This window comes from Vibrio sp. SCSIO 43132 (assembly GCF_019904195.1).
Lineage (GTDB): Bacteria > Pseudomonadota > Gammaproteobacteria > Enterobacterales > Vibrionaceae > Vibrio > Vibrio nigripulchritudo.
The window spans coordinates 545,733-566,657 of record NZ_CP063200.1 but is presented as its reverse complement, the minus strand read 5'-3'; the positions used below and the strand labels follow the sequence as shown (position 1 = coordinate 566,657).

General features: G+C 43.2%; 14 protein-coding genes. All 14 read left to right on the top strand.

What is annotated here, in order from left to right; translation table 11 throughout:
• Positions 1 to 10: 10 nt before the first annotated feature.
• Complete coding sequence (locus INR79_RS20590; RefSeq protein ID WP_022560802.1) at positions 11 to 2,059, top strand: type VI secretion system Vgr family protein; 2,049 nt, start codon at positions 11 to 13, stop codon at positions 2,057 to 2,059.
• A complete protein-coding gene (locus INR79_RS20585) occupies positions 2,059 to 3,600 on the top strand; it encodes a PAAR domain-containing protein (protein WP_223099596.1) in 1,542 nt (513 codons plus the stop codon). The genes INR79_RS20590 and INR79_RS20585 overlap by 1 nt, the downstream gene beginning before the upstream one ends.
• A complete protein-coding gene (locus INR79_RS20580; protein WP_223099594.1) occupies positions 3,600 to 4,520 on the top strand; it encodes an ankyrin repeat domain-containing protein in 921 nt (306 codons plus the stop codon). The genes INR79_RS20585 and INR79_RS20580 overlap by 1 nt, the downstream gene beginning before the upstream one ends.
• Positions 4,521 to 4,582: 62 nt before the next feature.
• Positions 4,583 to 5,569, top strand: coding sequence for a DUF4123 domain-containing protein (locus INR79_RS20575; RefSeq protein WP_223099592.1), 987 nt, complete (start codon positions 4,583 to 4,585; stop codon positions 5,567 to 5,569).
• Positions 5,562 to 6,500 (top strand): DUF4123 domain-containing protein, encoded by a 939-nt coding sequence (locus INR79_RS20570; protein ID WP_223099590.1) that lies wholly within the window; start codon positions 5,562 to 5,564, stop codon positions 6,498 to 6,500. The genes INR79_RS20575 and INR79_RS20570 overlap by 8 nt, the downstream gene beginning before the upstream one ends.
• Positions 6,497 to 11,347 (top strand): RHS repeat-associated core domain-containing protein, encoded by a 4,851-nt coding sequence (locus tag INR79_RS20565; protein ID WP_223099588.1) that lies wholly within the window; start codon positions 6,497 to 6,499, stop codon positions 11,345 to 11,347. The genes INR79_RS20570 and INR79_RS20565 overlap by 4 nt, the downstream gene beginning before the upstream one ends.
• Before the next feature lie 27 nt (positions 11,348 to 11,374).
• Positions 11,375 to 11,914 carry an imm11 family protein gene (locus tag INR79_RS20560; RefSeq protein ID WP_223099586.1) on the top strand — a complete coding sequence of 180 codons (540 nt, stop codon included), beginning with the start codon at positions 11,375 to 11,377 and terminating at the stop codon, positions 11,912 to 11,914.
• Between the two features lie 106 nt (positions 11,915 to 12,020).
• Entirely contained in the window at positions 12,021 to 12,713 is a 693-nt protein-coding gene (locus INR79_RS20555) for a hypothetical protein (protein WP_223099584.1), read from the top strand.
• A gap of 94 nt (positions 12,714 to 12,807) precedes the next feature.
• The gene (locus tag INR79_RS20550) at positions 12,808 to 13,386 is read left to right on the top strand and encodes a hypothetical protein (RefSeq protein ID WP_223099582.1); all 579 of its coding nucleotides are present in this window, start codon (positions 12,808 to 12,810) and stop codon (positions 13,384 to 13,386) included.
• 14 nt (positions 13,387 to 13,400) lie between these two features.
• Positions 13,401 to 13,820, top strand: a complete 420-nt coding sequence (locus tag INR79_RS20545) for a hypothetical protein (RefSeq protein ID WP_223099580.1) — start codon at positions 13,401 to 13,403, stop codon at positions 13,818 to 13,820.
• A 209-nt stretch (positions 13,821 to 14,029) separates the two neighbouring features.
• The gene (locus tag INR79_RS20540) at positions 14,030 to 14,710 is read left to right on the top strand and encodes a hypothetical protein (protein WP_223099578.1); all 681 of its coding nucleotides are present in this window, start codon (positions 14,030 to 14,032) and stop codon (positions 14,708 to 14,710) included.
• A 373-nt stretch (positions 14,711 to 15,083) separates the two neighbouring features.
• Positions 15,084 to 16,298 carry a glycosyl hydrolase family 28-related protein gene (locus tag INR79_RS20535; RefSeq protein WP_223099576.1) on the top strand — a complete coding sequence of 405 codons (1,215 nt, stop codon included), beginning with the start codon at positions 15,084 to 15,086 and terminating at the stop codon, positions 16,296 to 16,298.
• A 411-nt stretch (positions 16,299 to 16,709) separates the two neighbouring features.
• A complete protein-coding gene (locus INR79_RS20530) occupies positions 16,710 to 18,152 on the top strand; it encodes a substrate-binding domain-containing protein (RefSeq protein WP_223099574.1) in 1,443 nt (480 codons plus the stop codon).
• A 78-nt stretch (positions 18,153 to 18,230) separates the two neighbouring features.
• Entirely contained in the window at positions 18,231 to 20,915 is a 2,685-nt protein-coding gene (locus INR79_RS20525; RefSeq protein WP_223099572.1) for an ATP-binding protein, read from the top strand.
• Positions 20,916 to 20,925 lie beyond the last annotated feature (10 nt).

The window sequence follows — 20,925 nt, the reverse complement described above, 5'->3', positions numbered from 1 at the left end:
GAATGAATGCATGGGCACCTTAAATTTTACCCTAGATGTTGATGGGTTGGCTCCAGATACCCTTATCGTTCGAGAGTATGAGGGACAAGAGTCGCTATCTGATTACAATCATTGCCATGGATTCAAATACCAGATTGAGCTGGCTAGTCGCCAGACTGATATTTCTCCAGATCAAATCGTAGATAAAAGCGCCTGGTTAACCATCATTCAAAACGGGGAAGTGACGCAAGTTGTACACGGCATCGTCAGAGCCTTTTTTAAAGGAGATACGGGTCGACAGCACACGTTTTATTCTCTTACTTTAGTGCCAGCAATCGAACGATTATCGCTGCGCCAGAATAGCCGGATTTTTCAGAACCAGAATGTGCCCGATATTTTGTCGGTGTTGTTTCAGGAAATGGGCATCAACGATTATGCCTTTTCCCTAAAACGATCCTGCCAGCCAAGGGAGTTTTGTGTTCAGTACCGCGAGACTGATCTTGAATTTATGCACCGTTTGGCGGCTGAAGAAGGGTTGGTTTATCGAATTACTCATGAAGTAGGAAAGCACACCATTGTTTTCAGTGACGACAGCCAAACCTACGATGAGTTACCTCTGCCTGTTACTTACAATGCATTGGCAGGGGGGCAGATAGATACTCCCTATGTCTTCGGCTTAAATGAAAGAGTTCGTTCAGACGTCACCAACGTAACCTTTCAGGAATACAGTTTTAAGAAGCCCACCTATTCCTTTAAACAAGAACAGCTTGGCAAGGATATGGCGTACCAGCGTGATGGGTACGAACATTACGATGCGCCAACGCGCTACAAAGACGACGAAAGTGGTCAGGCATTCAGTAAATATCGTCTGGAATACCTTCGCCGCGAATCTCATATTGCGCATGGACAAAGCAATCACGCTGGTTTGCAAGCCGGGGTTAAATTCACGCTTACCGACCACCTTGACCCGAAATGTAATCGCGCATGGATCATAATAAATGCCGTTCACTCAGGCACTCAGCCTCAGGCACTTGAAGAGGAAGGAGGAAGCGGAGCGACCACCTACAGTAACCAGTTTACTGTGATTCCGGCGCAAACTCAGTGGAGAGCCAAGCCTCTGCCTAAGCCACAGGTAGACGGTCCGATGATCGCTATGGTTGTGGGTCCTGCTGGCGAAGAGATTTTCTGCGACGAACACGGTCGGGTAAAAGTTCACTTCCCTTGGGATCGCGAATCCTCACAAGATGAACACAGCTCATGTTGGGTGCGGGTTTCCCAAGGCTGGGCAGGCGGACAATATGGCATGATCGCCATTCCACGCATTGGGCATGAAGTGATTGTTTCTTTCTTAAATGGTGACCCTGACCAGCCGATCATTACAGGGCGCACTTATCACGCCACCAACGTAACGCCTTATATTTTGCCGAGCCATAAGACTCGGACAGTACTCAAAACCCAAACGCATTTGGGCGAAGGTTTTAATGAGCTGAGATTTGAAGATGAAGCGTCTCGCGAACAGATCTATGTTCATGCTCAAAAAGACAAAGATGTCGTGATTAACAACATCAGTCGCGAATCGATTGGTCTCGATTTTCACCAAAAAGTCGGTCAGCACTTCTTCCAGATGGTGACAGAAAATACGCACCGTTTGGTGGGTAAGAATGTGACCGAAGAGTTTGGTCAGGATCACCACTACAAAGTCGGTCGTAACTTAGTTCAGCGAGTCATTGGCGCAGTGAACCGTTTTATCTCTGGCGGTATGGTCACCAAAATTGAAGGGGGCAGCGTCACGTCGATGTCTGCGTCTGAAGAAAAAGAGATCGGCGCCAACCAACGTATCGCGGTGAACAATGAGAGCTATCTGAATGCCACTAACATCGTACTGGAAGCCAAACAGGAACTGACCATCAAAGGTCCGGGAGGCTTCGTCAAAATCGATGGCGGTGGGATCACCATTTCAGGAAACGTGGTGAAGATTAACGAAGGTGGTTCGCCAGGAAGCGGCACCGCACCAAAAGCGGTTGAGCCACAGCCACCTGCGAAACCGCAAGAGCCGGACGATCCGGACAGGAGAACCTAATGCCAGCAGCAGCTCGACTTGGAGACAGCTGTGCCGGACATGGCTGTTTTCCCGCCACACCGATTGTTGCAGGCAGTGGCGATGTGTTCATCAACGGTAAACCTGCCGCCAGACAGGGCGATACGGTATTGCTGCACGCCTGCCCTTGCCCCAAGATGCCACATGGTATCCATGGTCGAAGCATTTCGGCAGGCTCTTCCACCGTTTCCATAAATGGAAAGCCGGCTTCTCGAGTAGGCGATGCGATTGGTTGTGGAGGCTCCGTTGCCGCAGGTTCTGGTGACGTGTTCATTGGCGATACCCCCTACTCCTCACCCGCACACAAATGTGCGGAAGGCGCGGCTGCAAGCAAGTCACCGTTTTTAAAGATAACGCCTTTGGCGGAGCCGCTGGGCAGTGGTTGGGCGAGCTCTATCTTTACACCTGAATTCTACAAATCTGCATTGCAGAAAATGGCAGTTCAAGCTGACATCGCACTATTGAACAAAGCCATGGAGCTGCAAGAAATGAGTTCTCTGGCACAGTCCATTATTACGGCAGTCGACAACGGTGCAGACAAACAAGAAATGCTAGATGTGCTAGAAACCAACACCACAAAAGCACAGCGAAGAAAAGCGCGAGAAGAAATTACAGAGCGGGCAAAATCGACTAACCCAGAAGCCGCAGGTCGATTCTCTATGGATATGGATGCGGCTGAGAAGGCCATGTTATCTGACCACGTTTACACAGTTGGCAAACCCGATAACAAACTAGACGAGCGGCGCTTACAGCTAAGAAAGGACTTTGAAGGCGATTCTGGATGGTCTGAAGCATCACCTGAACAGTTATCTTCATTAGGATTGTACCCAGAAGATTTAACCATTCCAGACAGCAATTTTCGTGCGCAAGTATACATGCCCGACAAAAACGTCTTTGGTTCTAGCGCTAAGCCCGTAGTGGTGTTGCGGGGAACAGAAATGACCAAGCTGGATGATTGGAAAAACAATGTAAATCAGGGTTTAGACAAAGAATCCGCCTACTACGAAAGAGCTGTCCAGATAGGTAAAAAGCTCAGAAAGAGTCGAAAGCCAGTAGAAACAGCAGGGCATTCTCTCGGGGGAGGAATGAGCAGTGCTACGGCTAAAGCGGCCAATATTGAAGCGACAACTTTCAATGCTGCCGGTTTACACCCTAACACAGTAGCGCGTTACGGCGTCCCTAAAGCCCAGCAAGGTCCAGATACGTTGATTAAAGGGTATCGAACTGATGGCGATATGTTGACCTACGTTCAAGAACAGAACTTTCTGTCAAAGCATTTTATGCACGATGCAGTGCGTAATAAATCCTTAGACACAACATTACCAAAAACCAAGTCTCTTACCCCCCAAGCGATAGGGGCGGCAACGGCGACGGGCTTAGTTTCACCGATTGCTGCTCCTATCAGTTATGGTGCGGTAAAAGCCAAAGAAAAAGTCGATATGCACGGAATGGATCAAGTGCGCTTAGCCTTAGAAGAGCGTAAAGTGAACGACTTACACACACTAACTAAGAGTGGAGCTTAATGAAAAAGTGGGGATGGCTTCTGATTGCAGGGCTGCTTGCTTTATCTATGGCAGCAAAAGGAGATTTGATGAATATTTTTGGCAGCAAACCTTATGCCGACGCCTTTTTTGAAGGGGATATGCTGAACATTGCAAAGGCGATAAAGAAAAAAGACGGCGAAAAAATCACCAAACTTGGGAAAGCGCTTGAAGATATCGATGCCCCAGGAAAACACGGGATGACACTGCTTGGCTTTGCTGTAAATGATGAAAACCCCGTAGCCATCAAAGCATTGATGGCATTAGGTGCCGATCCGTCTATTGAGTTGCCGGAATTAGGCAGCGTCGCTTACCACGCCATGTGGCGAAAAAGTGACGAACCACTAAAAGCTCTTCTTGAAAGTGGTATGGACCCCAATACTGCGAATGAAGGAAGCTTACGAACTTTGATATTTAATACGCCTGCGCTTGAGCAAAGCAATGCCATGCAGCTTTTGGTCGAATATGGTGCCGATGTGAATGCCCGAGATACTCTTGGCAATACACCTTTGATACATATTCTTCCAGTTCGGTTTGATGATTCTCTCTACTTGCTAAACCATGGAGCGGATCCTTATGCGATGAATAATGAAGGAATTTCGGTTGCCTACAGTGTTCAAGAAGAATTAGAGCATATGGATCAATCCACCGAAGCCTACCAAAAGATGCTCAAGATCCAGCAGAAACTTGTTGAAAAGGGTGTGAAATTTCCTGCTCTGACGCCTTTCGGTGAACGCTTTCGCAATAACATTGTATTTTGCCAAGAACCACACGGTTATATGCCTAAAGCCGAATGCAAAGTGGAAGGTGTGAATGAGTTCCTAGGTGAACAAACCGAGCAAGAAAAACGCCTAGATGAAAAGATCCTTAAAGAACGTTTTGGTATAGAGCACCGCTTTTAGCGCTGCAAGACCAAAGTTTCCGAAACATGAAGATCTGACGAATACAGATCGGGATAGTACTTATGATGCCAGAATCTTCCAACGACGATATAGAAACTAAAAGCGTATCGCTGTTCGATATTATGTCGAATACGACTGGCACTCTTTATTTACTTGTCGACAAACAGCTGTTTCCTAAATTGGATGAGTTCTGGAATGCTTTTTCTGGTCGTCACGATGCTCGATCTATCCCTCTTTACCGAGATACGGAATATCACCAGCTTCTTGAGTTTTCCCCATTACTCATTGAGATAGAAAACGGCAACCCCGGAGAAACGCTTTTCCATTGGTTGCTTGAGCAGGGTGACGCGTTTCTTCGCTTTGGTTTGGTTGGCGTTTATCCGGGCTCACTGAATGACATCCAGGCACATTGGGCTAAGTGGCTAACCTGCATTTACCCAAACGGGGATCAGGCTATCTTGCGTTTCTACGACTTTTCAGTGCTCCAAAAATTGTGGCGAGTCTTTACTTCAAATCAGCAATCAGCTTTTAGCGGTCAGCACGATTCTTTATATGCTCCGCACTCTCCAGAGAAAACCCAGGCACTGGTCAAAATATCCGATCAAGCTTGGTTAAACGAACAACAGATAGAATCGCAAAAAGCGTTCATCCAACTAACACTGACACAAACTCAGTACGACGCTCTCTTTTACGAAAAACGTGTGAATGCCTTAGCTTGCAAACTTCACGAAGAACTCGCTCCTAGATACGGTTGGCTTTTGCCCTACGTCAATGTGCGGGAAAGATTTTGGGAAGGTCTCTCTATCGCCATTGAGAAATTCCCCGACGAGTCTTCACTCGCTCACGAAACCTACGCTATGTACCGGTTTTATTTAAGTAGCCATTTTGATAATCACCCTGATTTTCAAAAACTTCTGCGTCAGTACCCTCTTCGCGAGTCAATCAAACATTTTCATGAACGATCGCGACGGGAACCTGATTTACTGAATGAATATAAACAAGAAGGCTGGTTAGGCATCGAAGGTCATGCGGAGTTAAGCAATGACTGATTCCCACCCCCTTATCTTTGACAGAGTTCCGCTTGCCCAATGGCAGGAAAACGCTCAAGACAAACCAATATTTGTGCTGGCTGAATCTGTCATCAACCCTCAGGTCAGAACATTGGCAGACAAAGCGCTAAATGAAAGCCCTTCTGAAAACCAAGAAAACTGCCTGTATTGGGGGGAAATGGGTAGGGTTCATGCGTCCATTTCACCCTATTTGTTGAAATTGGATAGCTGGGAAGATTTTGAAGAGACGATCGCCTTCCAGCCTAATTGGGGGATTATCCTCACCCTGAATGAAGATAAAGCAAAATACGAAAACCCGTTATTTTATCTCTTAAATCATATTCGTGAGTGGACGTTTATTGAACCGCCAAAAGAGAGCGGAGATCAGGGTCCAATGCTTCTGCGCCTTTCCGACTGGGATGTCTTACAAGTTTTACTGAATGCCAGCAACGACGTAGAGCTCACCTCTCTGTTTGGTCCAATAGAAGCCTTTGCTTACTGGCACAAAGATCAAGATGACGTTCAGCAAATTAGGTTGAAAGCCAAAGCGCAGCAAACCCTTGCACACCGCTCACCGCAGCTTATTAGTGAAACTCAAAACTCGGCTCTCAGAGCGTTTGCGCATCGCCACCAGCATAAGAAATACGCGGATCATTTAAAGAAACATCACGGCGAAGTAAAAAACTGGAGCGATGAAGACCTCTCCTCTTTTTTACTTCGCAACATCGATACTGCTAACCAACTCAAGTTCAACACAGAAAAAGATGTCGTTCGCTATTTGAGCTTAGCCACGGTATTTGGTGAGCAATTTGTTGAAACCCCATGGGCAAAACAACAACTTAAAAAACCTGCGGCGATTGGTACTCAGTCCCGCATGGATATGCTGTATCAACGAGCTTTAGAAGAACTGGATAAGGAGCCGAAAGGATGAGTCAGGACAGAAAAACACAGCTTATGAGCAGCGCAGAAGCTGCCGAGCAGAATTTCTCGACCGACAACGTGCTTTCTGGCGGCTGTGTCGAGTGCGGCTGCGAGGTGTTCATCCGCTATCACTACGATGACGAAAAGCCAGTGCCTAATGCTCCATTTATTCTGAAAGACAGTAATGGCACCGATATCGAGGGCACCACTGACGATAAAGGGCTTTGCAAGATCGAAAACATGGGCTGTGGTGGATTCGAGTTATTGCTTGATGAAGGCAGCGATGAATTCAGCCCAGAGGAAGCGATCGCGAACAACCCTTCTCTTCAACACAACCCAATTCATGCCGCGATTGCGGGAGAATACTTCTCGCTTTACAGCATTCTGAGTCGAGAAAAAATCCTAACTTATGACAAGGATGACAGCTCTGATGCATTTATCGATATTGATGACGAAGGCTGGTTTGGTACCTGGAGTGTGGAAGACAAATACGACCCGGCGTATCGGCGTTTTTGGGAGCTAAATGAAAAGATAAACGAAGGTCCCAGAGATCTTCGTGTTGCGGTCAAAAACATTCATACCAGCCTGGCTGCAGAAGTCGCGGGTCAGTCTCAGGACAATTCTGCCATCCTTCTTTTTTGCCAGATTGCCCTTGGGTTTGTTCCTGTTGTCGGGCAAGCCATGGATTTGTACGACCTGGGTGATTGGGGTTGGAAAACCTACGAAGGTAAAGATCTCGATACTTGGCACTGGGCTTCTGGCGCATTGATTGGTATCGGCTTTGTTCCTGGCTTAGGTGATGCAGTGAAAAAAACCGGTAATGCGGTCATTGATGCACTGCGTAAATCCGATTCAGCAGCCATCCAACTTGCCATTAAAACCATTCGAAGCTTGTCCAACGGAAACGTGGTCAGATACCTGTCTGACTTTGGTTCTAAGCTGCAAGAGTACGGCAAGAAAGCGGTCGATTTGATCGACAAGATCATCGCTGGTCTTGTTCAGGCTCTCAAAGACGGCGCATCATGGATCATCAGGCTAATGAAAGACGCCTTTCAAGGCATGATTAATGCCATGAAAAAGCTGTCTGAAAAGGTGGCTGACATGATTGCCTGGCTCACCAATAAAGTAAAAGAGTTTATTGGGAAAGTCGTAACGCGCGTGACAGGTACGGCGAAGAAGAAAGGGTCGGCTAAAAAGCCTGAAAACACCAATGCGGGAAGAGAACGGCAAAATTCTTCTACAAAAAATGGAAGCGCTTCTGATGCTCAACACGCTGATAAAGAAGCATGTTCTGGAGTTTGTAATGGTCGTGGTGAACCAATTGATATGTCCACAGGCAAAGTCTATGAAGTGAGGCAAGATTTTAACTTACCTGGCCTATTATCTATCGAGCATAAACGCTACTACCACTCTAATGGTACAAAAGAAGTTGGATTATTAGGTTCTCAATGGAGAAGTAACTGGGATATTTACCTACAAATAAATGGCAACTTAGCAACATTTGTAGACATAGACTATTCTACGGCTACATTTTTGATTCCAAAAGAAAGTGAATCCACTAGTTCTTCTCTTAAACCAGAATTACGTTTGTACCGAACAAATGAAGAAATGGTTTTAAAGAGCAGAACTGGAATAAACCTGCATTTTGGGCATGCTTTGGGTAATCAGCTTCGATTAACCAAAATATCAGATCGTAGTGGTAATAAGATTCACTTCTTAAGTGATAGGGGAACCTTAAAATGGATAGTACTTTCCAATAATAGGCTTATTAAGGTTCACACCAAAAATCGACGTATACATAAACTAGACTTGTTGACTGAAAACAAACAGTTCATTCAAACGATAGCTAGCTATAGCTATGATAAGCGTGGGCGCTTAGTTTCTGTAAGAGCTAGCGAAGGAAGAAACTTTAACTACCAGTATTCTGACGAAGGTTGGTTAACCCGATGGGATGACTTATCTAATACTTGGGTAGAACATGAATATGATGAAAAAGGCAGGGCAATAGCAACTCGCAGTGCAGAAGGCTATTGGAATGATCAAGTTAGATATGATGACAACAAAGGAATAACCTACTATAAAAGTTCTTTTGGTGGTGTAACTGAATATTATCGCGATAAAAAAAATAGAATTTTAAAAATCGTAGATCCTGATGGGAACCAAACTACTCAAGAATGGGATTTTGATAATTTAATCGCTATAACCAATCCTTTAGGTCAGCGCACCGAATACGAATACGACGATTGGGGTAACGTCACTCGGGTCACCGAGCCTAATGGGCAGGTTCATACCTATTCCTACGATGAAAACGGACAGCTGCTGAGCTACTCGGACCCACTGGCGAGTACGTGGCATTACGCTTATAACTCGGCTGGCTCACTGGTGTCGGTACAAGATCCCGATTCTCGTGAGTGGCGACATGAATACAACGCGCTAGGTCAGCGAACACTGACAACTTTGCCCGATGGTTCAGAAACACGCTATGGCTACAACTCTCAGGGGATGCTGGAACGGGTTTCCCCCGACAACGGAGTTGGATTTACCTTTTACTACGACAAACAATGTCGATTGGTGAAACGCACAAGTGATGAGCAACTTACCCGGCGCTGGTACTACAAAGGCAATAGCTTATCTCCTTACCAAGTTGAGTATGAAGACGGGTCGAAAACCCAATTCGAGTACGATATTGAAGGCAACATCACCGCCATTACTGATGCCCTTGGTAATGTCTCTCGCTATGAATATGGCGCATTCGATAAATTGGCGTCTGCCACCGACCCATTAGGCGCGACTACCCACTACCATTACAACGTGGAAACCGAATTCGCGGGTGTGACCAACAGTAAGGGACACCAATGGCGATACGAATTTGATGCCCTAGGGCGAGTGAAAACTGAGCGTCACTACGACGGGCGCAAACACCATTTCGGCTACGATGCCGCGGGTCGAATTGTTTCTCAAACCAAACCCAATGACCATGTGCTGCAGTACGACTACAACGAAAGCGGTCAGCTTGCCGAGATACAAACCTTCGACCACGAAGGCAATGCCACGAGTAAAACATGGTTTGAGTACGATGAGGCTTCTCGCCTTCTTAGCGCAGAGAATGGCGACGCTTGGGTTGGGTTTGAATACAACGCTTCCGGACAGGTCATTAAAGAAACGCTGAATGGGCAAACCCTGACACACCGCTACGACAGCGCGGGCATTCGCGAATCGTTAGAAGGGACAAACACACCGTTAGAGTTGCTATGGCAGAAAGGACAACTCCAACAATTAGGCATTGGCAGCCATCAACCTCTAAATTTTAACCACAGCAAGGCGGGCTTTGAAACCTTAAGGGACAACCAGAACGGATTCAGGCTACACCATCAGTGGAGCAAAACGGGCTTACTGGAACATCAGCAGCTTGGTTTTTTGAACGAGCAAACCGCCGACCTTGCCGCGCAGCCGAGAGACCGATATTTACTGCGTAAGTATCAATACGACGCCCTCGACCGCCTGGTCGGCATCGATGAATCTTACTTCGGTAAAACCGACCTTCGCTTGAATCCGAATGGTCAAATCAGCGAAGTGCGGCAAACAAAATCCTGGAAAGATAAGGCGACTCAGGTTCAGCTCTTCGGCTACGACAGCGATTTCAACCTCAACCAGCAAAGCACTCTACCGCTAGCTGACAACGTAATTGAGCTCGCCCAAAAGCGCGAAGAGAAGCACACACACCAGTACGACCGTGCGGGCAGGGTTGAGAAAAAAGGTCCTTACACCTATCGCTACGATGAATGCGGTCGGGTTATAGAAAAAATCGAGCAGCAGAATGGTTACAGAGCGAAAAGCACCAAGTTCGTCTGGAACGCCTTTGATCAGTTAATTAAAGTCGAACTGCCCAACCAAGAACGTTGGCGATATCGTTATGACCCTTTTGGAAGGCGCATCGCAAAAGAGTGCGAGCAAAGCCAGACCGAACAAGCTAACCTGCATTACTTGTGGGACGGTGACAACCTGATTCAGCAGCAGAAAGTGTGTGCGGATGGCACGGCCCTCAGCACCATTGAATGGGTGTATGAACCCGACAGTTTCCGACCACTGGCGCAAATCAATACCGATAACGTGCTTGGCACGTCGGCACTCAGCTATGTGGTGACCGATCACGCTGGTACGCCACGTGAGCTGTGCAGCGAACAAGGTGACATCATCTGGCGGGGGCAGCATGAAGTTTGGGGTGGCTATAAGCAGCAACATCAACAAGGCTTGTTAAAGAAATACGCCAGTGATGCGGCTAACGACCCAATTGAATGTGACTTGCGTTACCAAGGGCAGATTTACGACCGAGAAACGGGGCTTTACTACAATCGGCACCGCTACTACGATACAGACAGCGGTCAGTATTTAAGCTCAGACCCCATCGGATTTGCTGGTGGTTTAAGACCACAAGCGTACGTGCACAATCCGATGGATTGGGTGGATCCTTCTGGTTTAGTTCTCGGCAAAACACAACCAGCTTCTGGTTGGAATTACACTAACATGCCTAAGATCAGCGGATACCAAAACCACCACGTTATACCCAGATCTATGAAAGCTCACCCAGCATTAAAATCGGCAGGCTTTGACATAGATGGCACTAAGAACTTAATCTACCTTCCAAAAGATCGTTCCATACATCCAACAAGGAGTGTACATAATGGTTGGAACAAAGCGCATGCACAATACAATAGAGATATGAGAGCGGAGCTCGATGAAATTTCAGCGATTGGAAAAGAAGAAAAATGGAGCCAGCAACAATATAAAGATGCAGTCGACGATCTACGTAGAGAAACTCGTCAAAACCTTAGACAAGGTAAAGCTGTATGTGGTTAAAAAATATAAACACTGATGGAGAAAGTCATGTACTTTGATTTGCAAGATTTCTATTTTAAAGATGTTTGTTTCAACTACTCTGATAATAATGAAGTAGATTATGTTGACGCTCTTAACGGAAAAATCCCTCAGGGCAAAGAGCTAATTTATGAAATCGAGAAAATAGATAATAAAATCAATGAATACGATATCCTACCTACTATAGGTCTACCTCTTGTAAGTAGAAAGCTAATATCTGTGTTTTCAGAATTTCTAGAGAAAGACATAGTAACTTTCCCAGCAAAAATAATAGATGAAAGTGGGAACAGTAATTCAGATTTCTCAGCTCTATTTGTTATAAATAGCTATGAGTGTGTTGATACTGAAAGATCTGAGATAAAATATAAAAAGTATAGAAGCGGAACACAGTCAATGAGAATTATTGACTTGTACATTGACACTAAAAAAATAGGAAATTCCCCTATCTTTAGAATTAAAGAGAAAAATGGCTACATAATAATTAACCAAAATATAAAAGATATGTGTTCAAACCTTAAAGGCCTAGAATTCAAGAAAGTAAAGTCATAATTTTTAAAAATCTAAAGTAGATACTCGCGGAAGCAATCAATCGTATTGTTTGAATCAATTAGTACAACCGAGTATTATTAATTAGTTAGGTTCTCTGATTTTCAGTATGAATATTTCAACTTTTAAAAATTACATAGAATCTGCGCCTAAAGGTGTATCAGACTGGAAAACATGGGAAAGCTCGTTACCAACTTTTACTTCTTTAGACCCTGTACTTGAGTTTATTAACGAAGTTCAGTGGTCTAAAGACAATTGGATAGCAATAAGAGCTTTCATACGTAAGGGGTATCTAGAGCAAAATTTACCTTCAGAATCAATTGAAAACAATGATCACGTAAGTATATTCAACTCCAAAATAGACAATATTGAGATATTTAAATCAAAATCTTTAAGCTTATCAATCGTTCGATCTTTAGAATCTGTTAATTTGCTTTCTGAGTCTATCGAGGCGTTAAGTATATCTCACGCTAGTAAGCTTTCCAAAATCACTGGAAATATCGAAAATTTAAAATTTTTATCTTTAAATAAATGTCCTAAATTAAATATAGACCCGATTATGCATTCTCTTGAAGATATTAAAATATTAGATATGAGTAGCAATAAGCAGTTACTAAATATTGAGGCATTACATGGAAACAGCAGTATATTGGCACTATACCTAAGTGATACCAATGTAATTAAGCATGAAAAAACAATAGATACCCTAACATCAATGCGTAATTTAGAGAGAGTATGGATAAAAGCCAATAAGAGGCAACTTGACGAGCTGAAAGAAGCGCTACCAAATATAGTAAATTGAGTTTATCCCATCACTTAAACTATTGGTAATAGTATCGTTTTTGTTACCGTTAATTTCTTCACCTTCAGTGGATAACGTTATAGGGGTCAATCAGGTGCCAATCAACTCTACTTTAAACAAAATAAACGAATTGATGCAATCTCATGAACAACGCGGCGGCTTTCAAGAAAATCATTCTGTTGAATGGTTTACAGATCTGCCTTCAAATGTTCGACTAGAACAATACTATTCTACAAAGGGTCCAACAGTTGGCACATGCTTAGAGGTTGGAAGCTCCGTTTTGTATTTCATTACCTTTTCTAATCTAGCTGAAGCACAAATGGGCTATCGCACTCTCGCAAATGGGCAGCCATGTAATGGGTGGGATCAAGATTGTGTTGTAATTGCACTGTTTGACGATGAACCCGTTATGGTGAATACCACAAGTGAACAGGCTGCGGTTTGGGCTGCCTATGAGAGCGGAAATCCGAAGTTAATCGCCGATAACCTGGAAGACTTTTTCCAATCCATACATACCGCTATTGATATTCAATACAAGAAATATAACTTTGAAGTATTAAACGAAGACACTCTAGAGTATAAGGAAGAGTATCTAGCTGATATCAACCAAAAGCTTCGCGAGATCCTTCCAGAGGACCAGCTGTGCGCTTTTATGGGCTTTTTCTTTGGTTAGCTTTGGGAAGAAACATGTTAGATAAACAATCTGTTCAGTTCTTTAAATCGCAATCGTGGTGGTTTGATGAAACTACTCAAGACTATCAAAAAGCGTTGAGTTCATATGGGATAGAATTGCAAAGTTCTATAGCGCAATTTTACCTACACGTGGAAGACGGACCGACGTTTAAAAGTCGACATATCGAACTGCTCCACCTTCCTTGGTTTATTATCAATTCAGACTATTCGTTGCTTCTCTCTAGCGCTCAATCTTCATTTCCAGTCGGAGATAACTGCATACCAATTACCAACTTGGAAGCGCAATCTTGTTATTTTTACGACTTAAAGAGTCATCGTGTTTTGCTATTCAGTGCATCAAATGAAAAACCAAATCAGCCAGAAAGAATATGGTTTTCTTGGAATGAGTTTATTCATTGGTATTTCAATATATAGAACGATATTAAGAAAAGTATGTTTAGTTAGGAAGAGTGTCTAAAAGCAATGGAGCTGCGAAAAACAACGCCGAAGAAAGCGTATAATCCATACTGATACTGTTACTTCTGTCGCAATTTTTACTCTAATAAAAATAGTTTCTCCTCACACCTACCTCCTTAATTTACTCTCCTGTCAATTAAATTAAGACCACGTTATCAGTTAGAAAAATGTACAACAAAATCAGGCTTTTTATTATTGAATGTGTTGACCCTATGGATTTGCTTAACGAACGCTCGGAGGCTGAAGCACTAGAGCAAGTGTGTAAAATTTTCGGCCACAAAGTCGCCAAATTTATCGCCTATTCGGAAAAAGATCTTATCAAGTATTGCAACTACATCTCTTCCATCGACTCTAGCCATGGTCCGAGAGGTGAAGAACTCATGCCGTTATGTATCCACATTTCAGCACACGGCAATAAAAAGGGAATAGAATTTGGTAGCGATTTTCTCAGATGGCGAGAAGTATTCGAAGCAATGAAACCAATCTTTACAGACATGAATGATTACGACGGAGAAGTCTTTGTATCATTATCTTCCTGTGAAGCTGGCAGCCAAGGGTTAGACAAACTAATTGCCAAAGAGTGGGAGCATACCAGGAAAATAGATCCACCGCGCTACATATTCACAACCAGTGACGATGGTGGCGTTCGATGGGATCACGCTGTTGTTTCCTGGACTGTTTTTTACCATCGAATTGCTAATATTCAAATCATTAAGAAAGACCAAGTGCAAGACGTAATAGATGACATAAAACAATGCATTGATACTCATATCTCATATTTTCGGTGGGACTCCACCAAATCAGAGTACCTCTACTACAGCCCTGATGATGACTGTTCATATTGTTAGTGCGCACCAAATAATTTAGTGAATAATTTGAAGCTGTTTATTCGAAAACTTGTTGCTAAGGTTAAGCTCTAGAAAGATATTGCCACCCAAATACTGGGTGGCGGGAAATTAAGTTTTGAACAACAAAGTTAATTCATCCCCTAATAACAGAGTCCGTTTCTTTTATAAGAACTTAAGTGATTATCCACTCCCCTCTCTTAACAAGCTTTTTCTCTCGTGATTATCATAAATCATCTTCCTGAACTCGATGTTGAGTAAACGTTGCCACCATTTATTCTCGTCAAGGTTGTTGAGGTGTCGTAGGTCAGGCGGAGCTTTTATGGTGGTACTCATCAAAGTTTTTGACTCATGAATACACCAACAGGGAAAGCTAATGAACAGAAGAAAATTTCTTAAACGTATAGGGCTAGCAGGCGTTGGCAGCACTACGTTTATCAGTCAGCTAACCAATGCCAACGAGCATAAACCACAAGAAAGCCGTGCTACGCAAAAAACAAGTTCAGATTCCGACCACTTTTTCGGTCTGATTGTAGCGGCAAAAAATGCCAGTGCCCGAGACAAAGAGGCTGCACATTATGTTTGCAATGGAAGAAACGATCAGAACTTTATCAATCAAGCTTTGGCGGATTTAGGAAGTAAAGGTGGAGTGGTTCATCTGACACCCGGAACCTACGTTTGTAAAGGGGCTATCAAGATGCGCCACCGCACTACTTTACTCGGTAGCGGTCGGGCAACGATTCTTAAGGCAGTGGACACATGGACCTCCCAGGATGGTGAGCAAGGCGCAGTGATTGAACCATTGAATTCTCGTATACATAAATCACGAGTAGGATTCTTAAGCATTAACGGCAATCGCTACAATGGGGCAAACGTTCAGGGCATTTACTACCACATTAACTCAAAAGGTGACTTTGATGAGGGTTCTGACGCAATCCATCACTTCGAAGACATTTATATATACGAAACAAATCAACATGGTTTTCATGTGGCGGGAAGTTATATGCGCGCCACAAAAGCATCCAACATACGTGTTTACAATGTCGGAGATGAAGGGGCTGCCGAGGGAAACAAAGCTCATGGGTTTTTCATAGCTTCACCCGACGGTATGTACCATCAATGCGATGCTGGAAGCAGCGCGGGTCATGGCTTCTATGTAGACCATGCAAACAATCATTTCACCAATTGCAAAGCTTGGTACTCGGGGTTAAACGGATGGAATATCCGCAGCGTGCGCGGAATGTACAGTGTTTGCGAGGCTCAAGATAATAGTGGACATGGTTTTTATATCGATGCTGGTCCAAACTCTCTGACAAGTTGCCATGCCGATTCCAATAGTTGGCAATCGGATGATCCGTCGGCTGACTTTGATGGGTTCCATATCCCCTGGGGCGAACACATTCAGCTAATCACATGCAGTGCTTACGATAAAAATGAAAGTAATCGAGGTCATTGGCAGCGATACGGGTTTTACTTGGGTCGGTATGCCGAGCATGTTCAGATCTTAGGTACTGCCATAGATAACAATATCGAGAGTACCGGCGGCGCAGGCATAACAGGACCGACAAACATTGTTCAGGTAACTGGGTAATAACTGCTTCCCATTTAGCTATTTGGCTGATGAGAGTTCATTAAAATACTGTGGCACCCGATTTGCTACACCAACGCTTGATCCTGCAGTAAGGATTTATACCAAAGCCCTCTTTTTGTAAAAGCTCAATCTCCCTAACTTTTTCGGTTCCATGTGAGTCGCGATAAGTGTGTGAACAGACATAAAAAAACGCGGTAACCGATATAATACTTCTTATCCTATTGTCTCTATGGTTGGCGTTTTAAATCAACCTAAACTATCTTTTTAAATGTGTTTTCCTCATCGCTGTTTAGACAACATAACCTAGAAAAATAGCGGATTTCACAAATAATTATTGCGTTCAGTTTAGGTAAGAATGCAAAGATTTTTAAGGCTATTTCCTTAAACGAAAATATGAAAGCGGGTATATAAATGTGGAATCCTAAAGCTAAGCTACTAACGATAATCTTCACAGTCTTTTTATTAAATCCTCTGTTTTCGATGGCAGCCGAAAAGCAAAAGACTGTTGCCATCATTACAGTTGATTTTCAATCAAATACGATGCTTAGATTTGGTAATTCGTTTTCATTACGAGCCAAAGAATATGGCTGGAATGTCATTAAAGCCGAAATTTTTGGCGATTATAGTAAGGCAGACCAATATTTTGAGGAATTCATAGAACGCGATGTTGATGCCATTTTCAACGACATGTTGGATCCAAACTTAATCGAGTCTGCACTCTTAAAAGCCAAAAAGGCAGGCATTCCAGTGATAAATGGTGATGCTGGATTCCACAAAGACGTTGTCACAAATATCACTTCAAATAACTACTTTTTGTCCGCGAGAGTAACAAAATATTTATTTGACAAAATGCTTACTGATAACAAGAAAGAACTGTTAGGCATTACCTGGCTAGATCATCATGGTATTCGAAAAAGAACGGACATAATGGAAGCCATTCTGGCTGAATACCCAGAAATAGAATTAGTCAAAATGCATCACACCAGTATCCCCGGACAAGTGCAGGATTCGAGAAACTTCGTGTCAGACTACTTAAGCAATAACCCTGACTTCGACGGATCGGTATGGGCTGCATGGGACGAGCCTGCCGCTGGCGCTACACAAGCTATTTTGAAAGCAAGAAAAGGGAATAGCGTATACACCACAGGTATTGACGGAAACAAATGGACGTTTGACATGATCAGACAGAGACCACCTTTTCTGGCAACAGAGTCTCAGAACTTTGAGATGATGGGCAGACAGGTGGCGGACTGCATGAACGACATTTTCAACAAAGACACCGAAACTGAGAAAGTGTATTGCGGTGATGTTGTGCCATATAACCTGTACGTCCCTACAATTCTGGTCACTCAAGATAACCTCCCACCTGTTGGTAAATTCCCCTGGAGCGAATCAGGAGAGTTTTCTCAACAATACAGCGACTCCTCTTCCTGGCCTACGCTTGATGGGCGCTGGGGGTTGGAAGTGAATGACGGATTAACCATAAACGACTACACATTGTCAGCGTTAATCACTCCACTTCTGTTTGACAAAATGACAAAAAATAGCAAGACGGAATTATTGGTTATTACGGCGGACGATAATGTTGCTTCCCGAAGAAGAGCAAGGATTATGGATGCGGTATTAAAAACGTACGACAACCTTGATGTTAAAGGCAGAACTCAGATCGCTCTTTCGGACCAATCTGTACAAGAAGCGCAAGCAGCAGTAGAAGAATTCCTAAAGCAAAACCCCGATTTTAAGGGCGCAATCTGGTCTTCGGTAGACGTTCTTAATCAAGGGGCGACCCAGGCAATAGCCAACCTAGAAAAGGAAAAAAATGTATACACGCTGAATGATGTGAGGGGCTTTTAACTGGCACTACACTTATGGCAACGCCTAAATAACAAGCTACTGGGGTATACGTTGTATTAACTACGAAGAATTCAAAATATGAAAAATTCCAATTTATTCAATAGTATTCGTAGCAAGTTTGGAGTCCCCCTTCTTATAGTTTTCATTATTATAAGTTCTATATTGGGCGTGTTTAATTACTACCAGTCTGAAAAAGAACTGGAAAGACAAGTTGAAGAAAAAATGGAAGCCACCCTAACTCGATTATCGCTAGGGTTAGGGAAATTGCTCTACAATTTTTATGGTGACCAGGTATATCAGATCATCACAACAGAAATGAATGACAAAGAGGTTCATTCAATCCTTATCAAAGACGCAACCAACACGTACGTTACCCATGGTCAAACCCGAAATAAAGACTGGAATCTAGTCAACATTAGTGAAGATTTTCAAAATACTAGCGAAGACCTTTATCATAAAGAAGTAACGATATTATTTAATTCGGTGGGGTCAGACGATTCAGCCGATGATGAAATAATGGGTGTTGCAAAAGTCTATGTAACGAAGAAATTTTTAAGAGATAAATTAACAGACTTAATCATCACCACCGTTATCGAAAGTATTGTTCTTTTTACAGTACTGTACGTCGCTATTTATATGATTCTTATGATTGTCATTATTAATCCCTTACAAAAGCTAAAAACATCTTCTGATGAATTAGCCAAAGGGAATTTATCTTATGACATTGAGACAGAGAGAGAAGATGAAATAGGAAGTCTCGCCAATAGTTTTGAGATTATGCGGGATTCCATTCGCAAAAAGATATCTAATTTAAATACCTTAAACACAACAGGAGAAGAGCTTTCAGAGTTTATTTCCTCGGATAATCGAGAACAATCAAAACTTTACATACTTTCCATTATTCAAAAGGTACTCGTAGATTATTTGCACTTGGATTCTTGCAAAATATTCATTTGGGACGAAGAAAATAAGCAGTTCTGCAAAGATTTTGGTGAAATCAAAAGCATCGACACCCTAATGTCGGATTCAATCAAGCATAAACAAGTAGAGTTTGCTCAGGATGGAGATGAGCTGAGATGCTGCATGCCTATGGTTCATGAAGACAGCGTCATTGCCATCTTCGATGCCACAGGCAAAGAAGGAACCATTCAACGACAACATATAGGTAATGAATTTATCTCGACTCTTTTCAGAATGGGGATCACGGCAATTCTAAGAGTGACAATGCTTGGTGACATTCAAAGATTAAATCAGGACCTTGAAAAACGTGTTAAGGAGCGTACAGCGGAACTGTCAGTAGCGCAGATGCAGTCAGAAGAGGCTCGAAAAAAGGCGGAGATGTCGAAAGATGAAGCGGAACGCGCCAATCAAGCAAAGAGCCAGTTTTTATCTAACATGTCGCATGAATTACGAACACCACTAAATGCCGTGCTGGGTTTTTCTGAAATGCTAAAGACCCAAATGCACGACAGCAAAAGCATTAGTTACCTAACGGCCATTAACACTGCTGGTAATACCTTGCTTGCTTTAATCAACTCTGTCCTCGATCTCGCTAAAATTGAGTCGGGAAAAATGGAACTTGAGTACAACCCTACTTCACTCAAACGCCTCTTAAACGAACTGCACAGCTTCTTTTACCAGCAAGCCAGTGAGCGCGATATCCTGTTTGAAATACAACTCAGTGATGACATAGAAGAATGCGTGTTGCTAGACACGTTAAAGCTAAAACAAGTTTTGATTAACCTGTGTAGTAATGCCGTCAAGTTTACCCGCGATGGCAGTGTCACGGTTAAGGTCAGAACTTCAGCTTCAAGCAATGAAGCCAAAGTTAATATCTATATCGACATTGTCGATACGGGGAAAGGCATTCCAAAATCCCAGCAGGAACGTATTTTTCACGCTTTTGAGCAAATATCTGGGCAAAAAAGTTCAGAATATGGAGGGACGGGTCTTGGGCTGGCCATTACCCTAGAAATTGTCCATTTGATGGGCGGTACAATCAATGTTTCCAGTGAGGGAGAAAATAAGGGTTCATGTTTTAGCATAATGATACCTGATGTCGAAAAGTGCAGCGCAGAATTAACCGAATTCGCCACTGAGAGCTCAACTATCGATTTTGAAGAAATACTCTTCGAACCCGCCAAGATCATGATTGTTGATGACATTCCACACAATAGAAATCTGATTTCAAGTTATTTATCTGACTGGAAGTTTGACATTCTAGAAGCAAAACATGGGCAGGATGCTTTAGATAAAGTTCATGATTTCAATCCAGATTTGATCTTAACTGATCTCAAAATGCCTGTTGTTGATGGTCAAGAGTTGTGCATTAAACTCAGAGAGGACATGGGTTCCAACTGTATGCCGTTGGTTATGGTGACTGCCTCTGCGATGGTTGAAGAACAAAAAGACCTACTCAAAGTCTGTAATGACCTATTAACTAAACCTCTGGCAAAACAAACATTGATTAGCTGTTTGCTCAAGCATCTAGAACATTCCATTGTCGAATCAAGCTCTAATAAGGACAGATCTGGCGACAATATAGAGTATCAAGATGTCAACTTGAGATTACTGCCAGACGATCAGCGCATCGCGCTCGTCGAGTTTGTTGAGATAGGGGATACCGAGAATGCAATCAAATTGTGCGTAGATTTACCATCGGATTTAACCAACGAGTCAAAATGGTTAATAGAGATGTTGGAGAGTTTTGAACTAGCGAAGATTTTGGATAGATTAAATTCCATCGAAAATCCAATAAATTAACTATCGCGGA

What these genes read in the sequence shown, in the direction of transcription:
- INR79_RS20530 (WP_223099574.1), top strand. Translation starts at nt 16,710, where the DNA reads ATGTGGAATCCTAAAGCTAAGCTACTAACGATAATCTTCACAGTCTTT.
- INR79_RS20580 (WP_223099594.1), top strand. Translation starts at nt 3,600, where the DNA reads ATGAAAAAGTGGGGATGGCTTCTGATTGCAGGGCTGCTTGCTTTATCT.
- INR79_RS20540 (WP_223099578.1), top strand. Translation starts at nt 14,030, where the DNA reads ATGTACAACAAAATCAGGCTTTTTATTATTGAATGTGTTGACCCTATG.
- INR79_RS20525 (WP_223099572.1), top strand. Translation starts at nt 18,231, where the DNA reads ATGAAAAATTCCAATTTATTCAATAGTATTCGTAGCAAGTTTGGAGTC.
- INR79_RS20555 (WP_223099584.1), top strand. Translation starts at nt 12,021, where the DNA reads ATGAATATTTCAACTTTTAAAAATTACATAGAATCTGCGCCTAAAGGT.
- INR79_RS20570 (WP_223099590.1), top strand. Translation starts at nt 5,562, where the DNA reads ATGACTGATTCCCACCCCCTTATCTTTGACAGAGTTCCGCTTGCCCAA.
- INR79_RS20535 (WP_223099576.1), top strand. Translation starts at nt 15,084, where the DNA reads ATGAACAGAAGAAAATTTCTTAAACGTATAGGGCTAGCAGGCGTTGGC.
- INR79_RS20545 (WP_223099580.1), top strand. Translation starts at nt 13,401, where the DNA reads ATGTTAGATAAACAATCTGTTCAGTTCTTTAAATCGCAATCGTGGTGG.
- INR79_RS20585 (WP_223099596.1), top strand. Translation starts at nt 2,059, where the DNA reads ATGCCAGCAGCAGCTCGACTTGGAGACAGCTGTGCCGGACATGGCTGT.
- INR79_RS20575 (WP_223099592.1), top strand. Translation starts at nt 4,583, where the DNA reads ATGATGCCAGAATCTTCCAACGACGATATAGAAACTAAAAGCGTATCG.
- INR79_RS20590 (WP_022560802.1), top strand. Translation starts at nt 11, where the DNA reads ATGGGCACCTTAAATTTTACCCTAGATGTTGATGGGTTGGCTCCAGAT.
- INR79_RS20565 (WP_223099588.1), top strand. Translation starts at nt 6,497, where the DNA reads ATGAGTCAGGACAGAAAAACACAGCTTATGAGCAGCGCAGAAGCTGCC.
- INR79_RS20560 (WP_223099586.1), top strand. Translation starts at nt 11,375, where the DNA reads ATGTACTTTGATTTGCAAGATTTCTATTTTAAAGATGTTTGTTTCAAC.